This window comes from Arthrobacter sp. A2-55 (assembly GCF_025548615.1).
GTDB classification, from domain to species: Bacteria; Actinomycetota; Actinomycetes; order Actinomycetales; family Micrococcaceae; genus Specibacter; species Specibacter silviterrae.
In genome coordinates this window covers 44,662-52,588 of sequence record NZ_JAJLOZ010000026.1, presented here as the reverse complement: position 1 = coordinate 52,588, position 7,927 = coordinate 44,662, and the positions used below count along the sequence as shown (strand labels likewise).

7 protein-coding genes are annotated in these 7,927 nt (G+C 61.1%); 6 read left to right on the top strand and 1 reads right to left on the bottom strand.

What is annotated here, in order from left to right:
- The first annotated feature begins 61 nt into the window (after positions 1-61).
- From LPN03_RS09300 to LPN03_RS09275, 6 genes are all read left to right on the top strand, one after another.
- Positions 62-811, top strand: a complete 750-nt coding sequence (locus LPN03_RS09300; protein WP_262454036.1) for a hypothetical protein — start codon at positions 62-64, stop codon at positions 809-811.
- Positions 812-856: 45 nt separating this feature from the next.
- The gene (locus tag LPN03_RS09295; RefSeq protein ID WP_262454035.1) at positions 857-1,627 is read left to right on the top strand and encodes a hypothetical protein; all 771 of its coding nucleotides are present in this window, start codon (positions 857-859) and stop codon (positions 1,625-1,627) included.
- 31 nt (positions 1,628-1,658) lie between these two features.
- Positions 1,659-2,243: a hypothetical protein gene (locus LPN03_RS09290; protein WP_262454034.1), complete on the top strand. Its 585-nt coding sequence runs from the start codon at positions 1,659-1,661 to the stop codon at positions 2,241-2,243.
- A gap of 79 nt (positions 2,244-2,322) precedes the next feature.
- A complete protein-coding gene (locus LPN03_RS09285) occupies positions 2,323-3,438 on the top strand; it encodes a hypothetical protein (protein WP_262454033.1) in 1,116 nt (371 codons plus the stop codon).
- 1,239 nt (positions 3,439-4,677) lie between these two features.
- The gene (locus LPN03_RS09280; RefSeq protein WP_262454032.1) at positions 4,678-5,337 is read left to right on the top strand and encodes a ParA family protein; all 660 of its coding nucleotides are present in this window, start codon (positions 4,678-4,680) and stop codon (positions 5,335-5,337) included.
- 30 nt (positions 5,338-5,367) lie between these two features.
- Entirely contained in the window at positions 5,368-5,925 is a 558-nt protein-coding gene (locus LPN03_RS09275; protein WP_262454031.1) for a hypothetical protein, read from the top strand.
- 64 nt (positions 5,926-5,989) lie between these two features.
- On the opposite strand, the gene LPN03_RS09270 is transcribed toward LPN03_RS09275, so the two are convergent.
- Complete coding sequence (locus LPN03_RS09270) at positions 5,990-7,828, bottom strand: MarR family transcriptional regulator (RefSeq protein WP_262454030.1); 1,839 nt, start codon at positions 7,826-7,828, stop codon at positions 5,990-5,992.
- Positions 7,829-7,927 lie beyond the last annotated feature (99 nt).

The window sequence follows — 7,927 nt, the reverse complement described above, 5'->3', positions numbered from 1 at the left end:
ATGGGCTCGTCCAGAGGCCCGGTCGCCGAACATTCATGCCGTCTGCCGCACACCTACGGGTATGACATCAATTTCAGCATCAGCAAAAGCAGCCCAGGATACCGCCCGGGGCAACGACGGCAAGTTCGGCATCCAGCACCACAGGGAAGCCGCCGGCGTTGCCCTGGTCTCCACCGAGGATCCCCGTGCGCGGGCGCGCCGACTGCGGGACCAACACTCAGCCCTCCTCGAGCACCAGCGCAGGGCCGCCGCCGACAAGCGTTTCTTCGAAGCAGCCATGGACCGCATCACCGTCCAGCTGGTATCCGAACGCCTGGTCGCTGACCACCCCACGGCCACCCATCTCCGGCTTGTCCAGAACGATGAAGACCTCACACGGTACGATGCCCGCCAAATCTTGGACGCTGCAGGGAACATGCTGGCGGATTCGCAGCTGGACCGCACCTGGCTGGAGAAGGACTTCAGCCCCATCGCGGACATCGAAGACGCCCTGTCGGACATCAGTGTCGACAACGATGGCTGGGCCGACGGCATCGCCGAAGTCCACGACGACCCCCATGAGGGAGAAATCCGACTCGTCGACCTGCACGCCGCCATCCAGGCGTCACCGCTTCAGCACCCGGACAGCCGGGACCCCCGCCGGATGCCCCTGAGCTACGAACAGCAAGATGCCCTGGTCGAGGCTGGCTTCATGGCCATTGACGCCCTCGACACCCGGGTTGAGGACGCCGACGAGCTCGAAGTGCGCAACCGCCTGGAAGCTCAGAGGCTGGCTCTGGAGAGCGTCCTGGGAGCCAACCTCCAGGGGTGACCGGTGCGGCTGGGCATTCCATTGCCCAGCCGCACACTGTTGGGCATGACAACGATCTCGCCCAACGCCAAGAACAACCGCGAAAGCGCCCGCCAGACGGATGGCAAGTTTGGCGCCCAAATCCACAACCCCGACCCGGCCGTCCGCCTTGAAGGGGGACCGTCCGCCGACTACCGCCATCGGCAGATTGAGCTTGGCCCCGGCGAGCAGGAAGATTTTAGCGAGCTGGCCGATGGGGAGGTCATCGACGGCATTGTGGTCAATCGAGACGAAGACGGCCAGATGGTCCTTATCGATGCCACCAAGCGGATCAACCTGGTGGAGCTTGCCCCGGACAACCTGACCTACTCGGAGAAGCTCGAGTGGCTCAGCTTCAACGGCCAACGCACGTCCGCGTTTTTCCGTGAACGCTACAGCGCCACATTGGCCGATGGTGAGGACGGCTTCGAGGAGGTCTATGCGACAACCAGCACGGAGGTTCCCTTTGACGGACTGACCCCCACCCTGATCGCCGACTCCGCCTGGAATTCTGGCATCACCCGAATTCACAACGAGTACGACAGCGGCACCTTCGGCTCGGAGAACATGGACCGCCTCCTGCGCGAGGCGTGCGTCGAACCCCCAGTCCACCCGATGCCGGCACCCAACACCCGGTTCATCAACTCCATGCCCGACGGCACCACGATGCACAACACGGTCGCTGAGCTGTCCAGGGAGCCCCGGCCGGGCTGGAAGCGGGAGTGGAACCGCTACACAGGCCAATTCGTCGTCACCACGCCCGAGCACGAGCGCTGGTACTTCACGCAGGCCAGCTAATCCCCTCCCCCAACTACGCAAAAGGAACATCATGATTTCAGCCCCCGCAGCCCAATCCCGAGAATCAGCCCGGCAGGCATCTGGCCAATTCGGCACCCAGCCGCACCAGGAAGCCGCGGGTGTCACCCTCGTCCCGAATGCCCCGTCAGACCATCGTTTGCAAGAACTGGCGACCGCCCGCGAATCGATTTTCCATCAGTGGAACGATCTCCGCGACACGGCGCCGGACAGCCCTCTATTCGAAACCATTGACGCACTGCACCAGCGAGCAAGTGTCCAACTGGCGGCGGCCGCGGTCCTGACCCGCCACCCCGATGCCGAAACGCTGGTGGTCCGCGAAAATGAGGACGGCGAAAACCAATACGACATCCTCCGCCTGGAAGGCCGCAGCGGGTCTATCGACCACAGTGTCGACTCGCCACTCATCGAAGGCGAACTCAACCCTGGAGGGCCTGACCTGGACGAAAGCCTCTGGTCGCTGAACCTGAAGGATGACGGCTGGGCACTGGGAATAGCCGAGGACATCTCCGACCCCCGCAATGGCAAGATGTTCCGCATTGACCTGGCCGCAGCCCTGGGCACCACGATCTCAACAATGCCCGCGGCTCACCGTTGATCGACCGGCGGCGAGAGGAAGACGGGGTGTCCGAGAGGAGGCCCTTACGTTTTGCTCTCACCGCCGCACACTGACGGGCATGACCATTCACGGATTCAACGAAGCCGATCACCCACGAGCCAGCACCGGCAAGTTCGCCACCAAGCAGCAGAGCGAAGCCGAAGTCTCCCTGCAGGCCTCCGAGGGAACCTATCGCGGGCTGATGACCCCAGGCCGGCGGGTACTCTGCCAAGTCGACGGCGAGGAAGTCCCGGGCACAGTACTCCGCCCGTTCAGCGGCGGCGCCGTCCACGTGCGTCTTGACGACAGCATTGCCCTGACGCTTTCGGAAGATGACCTGCAGGTTGATCCGGACCGCGAAGCGCGAAGAATCCTCGATGCCGTCCGACTCGGGGATGAAACTTTCGAGCTTGCCTTCGTCGATTACTCGCACCACCTATCCGATGAACAGCTGAATGACTATCTGGCCGGGAACCAGGGCACGCTCAACGACTCCCTGGATGAGGATTACTACGACCAGAAATGGAATCGGGCCGAGGAGCTGGCAAGGGAGCTGCTTGAAGACGCCGGCCTTGAACCGGATGCCGATGTCGACCAGGACGTGCTCGACGAACTTCGGGACGCAATCCAGGAAAAGGATGACTCGGACCCACTCCCCCAGCTGCTTTCCAATGGCGGACACAAGCTCATGCGGATCAACCTGGCCATCCCCGAGCCGGACGTGAGCTACGGAAACAATGACGGCGTCCATGACGAGCGGGAGCGGAAGCTCACGACAATCTTGGCCGGACAGGGTCTGGACACTTCTGCGCCGGAGGCCCGTCAAGCCATCAACGAATTGGTCACCGAGGGGCCATGGGATTGGCATTCAGGCGTCGACCTTGATGTCATCTACTTCGGGGACCCGCGAGAGTCCACGATCCTCGACGAATCAGATGGCACCCGGAAGACCCGGGAGCTCACCTTCACCCGGCCCCACATCCTGCTCATTGACCGGTGGAACGGCTCAGGACACTCCGTCCAATTCCCAGGAACCGTCCGGGCCCAGGCCACCGAAGACAGACCCGTACGGCTCGACTCCAGCACTGACCGCGGTTACGGGTGGGACGCCGTTGCGGGCGTGGTGCACAGCGCGCACCGTACCGAAACAGCCAGCCACTGGATTGCAACTACTCGGGGGTCGAATCGCGAGTGACCCACCGCCGGGCGGACTCAGTGACTCTGTGCCTCTGCGACCCACAGCCCCGCCACACTTAGAAACTCCCTGACTCACAGACAAACAGACTCCCGATGTCATGGAGAACGGTAACCACGGAGCAACGGAGTCACAGAATCACTGTGTCACTGCGTTCGAAACTCAGGCAGTCTGTGATTCACTGATTTCCCAACATCGGATATCTGTCAGTCACAGACTCAGCGAGTCAGTGGACTTGCTACATGGAACCATCGGCCGACAGAGTACGTGACATGCTAACCCGCACATTCCCATACTCACGGACTCTGTGAGTGGATCATCCTAAGGGCGTCACCCGTCGGCCGGAATTCGGGGACTCACAGAGTCGCAGAGTTGGTGACATCGCCAAACCAGATAGTCCGACAATTGGGACACCCCGACTCTGTGAGTCCCGGTGTCGGAGAGCTTGTCGCCCAGGCCAACGGCTTGGCGCGCGACCAAGCCGTCAGCGTCTCGTGGGCTGAAACCAGCAACACCTGGCCCGGGAATATGCTCAAGCCAGCGTGCTAGGTGCATCCGGGGCCACAGGCGGCCCGCTGCGGGCCTAAAACCAACCCAATGGGGAATCCGGTGCTGCTGGCGCCCTGCGGGCCATCCTGGGGCACGCATCCGCTTCGCGAGGATGAGGCCGAACGTAACTTACAGAGTCCGTGAGTGCCGACGGCGACGGTCAGGGCTGGCTCTGGCAGTCTGTGACTCGCAGAGCCAGCATGTCTTTGAAGTCGCGGCATCTTCACCCTTGCGGACAAGGGAGACGTCGAACTAACAGACTCTGGAAGTCACAGATTGCCAGGGTACGGAGGAGCCTTATAGCAGTCGGTGACTCTGGGAGTCACTGGATTACTAAGTCAACGACTCACGGGCCCTGGGATTTGCGGTTTCTCAGAGTCACGTACTCACGGTGTCTGGGACTGGGGGAGTTTGGGGGTCAAGTTTGGTCGAAGCTCGGCGACTCACGGACTTACAGAGTCGGGGTGTCGCGGACAGCGTGAGAAACGCAGGGGCGAACACTCGGACTGACAGACTCACCGTCTAGGCGTGTTCCGGCGTTTCTACTGGATGCTGCCGCCCTTGCTGGTAAATTGAAGACATCGCATTGCCGGCGATGAAGAAGAACACGTAATCCTCCACCTTGCTGTGCCATCTCCTGGCCAGGAACTTCTTTGTCGTAGGCCCAACCACGACCGAAGGACCAAACTGATGAGGGTTGTCTCTGTTGTCAACCAAAAGGGTGGCGTCGGCAAGTCAACCACTGTCATGAACCTCGCCTCGATAATCGCCGAGCATTCTCGCGTGCTCGTTGTCGATGTGGATCCGCAGCGTTCCGTGACCATGTGGGCGACGACAGCCGACCAGCAGCCTGAAGACCGGCAACTTGCCTTTGATGTCGTCAGCGAGACGGACCCGCAGGTTCTGACACAGCTCCGCAGCCTGGATTACGACACAATCATTGTTGACACTCCAGGCAATCTTCAAAACACGGATGTGCTGAAAACCGTTGTCGAAAACTCAGATTTCGTTATCTTGCCGACAGAACCGGCAGTTCTGGCATTGCTACCGCTGATCAGTACCTATGAAACGCTAATCAAGCCGAGTGATGCTGACTACCGGGTTGTAGTCACAAAGGTTGATTCGCGGTCCCTGAGTGACGCCACCGAAGCCCAAGAGATGCTGCGGGAATCGGGCCTTCTGGTTTGCAAGTCATATGTGCGCACGTACAAGGTCCACGAACGGGCTCCCATGGTTGGCCAAGTTGCTTCCAACTACGAATCAAACCAAAACTCGGAAAAAGCGGCAGCAGACTACAAGGACGTTGCCAGGGAATTGCTGAGCATCTGGGCCAACAAGGATCAGGGGTAAAACATGGCTGTCATTCGCAGCATGCGAAGCATGCTAAACACCGATTCGCCGGAAATGGCACTGGTTCGGGATAGCTCTGCTGCCAATCCGGCAGTTGTTGACGAAGCTGTTGCTGAACACCCGGAGGAGCCCCAAGCCCAGGCAGCACCACTGAAGGTCGAGCCAGCACCGGCCGGGGGAGTGGGAGCCGTGGAGCCGGCCGCTGAATCCGTTCCCGCGCCAATCCCAGTACAAGATGTGCCCGCGGAGCCCGTCCAGCTTGCCGCTGCGCCGCCTGCACCGGAAGTTGTTGCCGCACCCATCGCGCAGGTCGCCCAGGAGCCTGAAGTGGCAGCGGAGCATGAGTCTGCCCGGCCTCATTACTTGAAGCTTGTGCGCAAGGAGATGCGGCTTTTCCCCGATCAGTCGGTGGACCTGAAGATTCTCACCATGCAAATCCACAACGCCAAGTTCGGACAGGGCGAGCGAATCACTGACAACACCCTGGTGCGCGTGGCGATTGATTTGCTGCTGCAGCGAAAGGACGAGCTCCACGGAAGCACGGAGCAGGAACTTCGGGATTCCCTGGGCTTGCCTCCCCGGTACTGACGAAGAAGTCGACCAACATGCCACACGAAGTCCGTGACTCACAGAGTCGCGGACTTCGTACTTATCAGGCCGCCCTGTAAGCCCAATCGGCGAGGGTCTGTTCCTCGGGGGGACCTTCATACGTTTCCCACGGGTAATCCTCAGTGGGGGAGGGGAGGAGGGGGTCGACAACAACATTGGCCGCCAGCCAGGCATGCCAAATGGCCCGGTCGCAGCGGTATTTGTGAATCTGGGCCGCGACGGCTTCCATGACGCCAAAGTATTCTGCCAGGGTGATGAGGCTGGTTCCTGCGACGATCGACCAGGCATGGTCCCGCGCGACCATGTTCCAGGCTGCCAGGATCTCCAGCGCCTCAGAGACGGCCGTTCGCGACAGGCCGGTAACTCGAACGATGTCCGCCGTCAGCAGGGGAGTGGGGCTATTCTCAAGAGCTTCGTATACGAATGCTGCCACCATGCCCAGCTCACGGAAAACGGGCCGCAATGCGTGAAGCTTGCCGCGGCGCCAGGGGGTGTTTTCGGCTCGATTCATGGCCTCGGTCGGCATGTTCAGCTGGTAGAGGTCGCCTTTTGTGCCTCGGCCGGCTTCAACAAGGGTGACGAGGGGGTCTAACTCGACGCGCAGGGCCCTCAGGTGTGTTCCTACCGTGGTGTGGTCCATACCAGTTGCCACCGCCAAGGATCTGTCACCAAACTCGATAAATCGGCTTCCTGACATATGTGCTGCCTGACCCAGTGCACGCAGCACCATGCGCCGGCCGAGCCCCATGCGGGAGGAGGTATAGCGGGATTCGACCAACGACAGTGAATTCCGCCAGGTACGGATCCACTGGTGCTCGGCCGGCGAGTTCGCAACGGCGTATTTATTAGGAAGAGAACTACCCCCCTGTGATTTAAGCTCGCTAGTGGGGTTTTTACGTGCATGGTCATTTGTCGCTTCATGTGCCTGTTTTTTGGCCAAGAACGCCTGGGCTTTCTGCCAATCTCGCCTCAGCGCCTTGCTTCGGCTGACGGGGGAGTAGCGGGCATAGAAAGAGGCCAGCCCAGGCCAAAGGCCCTGCTTCATTCGCCGGGCCACATCAAGAACCTCCAGCCCAGCTGCCGCCGCAGCAGTGATGACTGCCTGCCTGGCCTCCGAGTCGCTGGCGTACCGGTTGACGTCATACAGGCCGTGGCAAGCGATTTGGGTCATTGCCCGGGACATGCGCTGGCCATCAAGATCGCGAGGCCCTGACGAAGGCGCCGTCGGCAGTTCCACCAGGGCGAGCTGCTGGGTCTTGGCTCGTTCAATTTCCGGAGCAAGGCTGCCGTAGAGTGCGTCCCACACCTGGGCGCTGTTGGGGCGTCGGGCGACGTCGTAGGCCATGGAAAGACTCATTGCCAGGGATTGATGTCCGCCGCGCTTGTGACGGCTTCCTGGTGTGCGCATGCACCCGTGCAGGAGGTTTTGGTGCGGGGTCTTATCCAACGTTCGGTGTTTGGATCCCAATGCCTCAACCAAGGCCCGGGCGTCGCTGAAGGCTACGCGTTGTGCGAGGGGAACGTAGATGTGGCGGCCGCCATTGGGGGAGTAGTCCTCAATCCATCGGGCCCCGTGTTCGTACAGCCACGTTTGCACAGACTTGACGTCGGCTTCAACCCAGTCGAGGCCGGCCACCGAGGAGTCGAAGTCCAGGAAGATGGCGGCGCAGGCGCCATCTTTGCCGAAGATGCGCACGGCAGCAGGCACGCTAGGTAAGCCCGGCGTGAGGTCACGTTCAAATCGCTGGGGATAGGACTGTCCGGCGTCGCGGGACAGCCGCATTCTGGGCTGTCCGGCAAGAAGAGGGGCCAGGGCAGACCACACGGTTGCAGGGTCGTCCGCGACACGCGGCGCGCCGTGACTCTGTGAGTCTGGAAGCATGAGCCCATGCTGGGGTACGATAGGACTAATCCTTTCAGGACGAAGGGCCTGCAAAGGTCGTTTGACCTTTCAGGGAAGTAAGGCAGCCCTCGGGCTGTG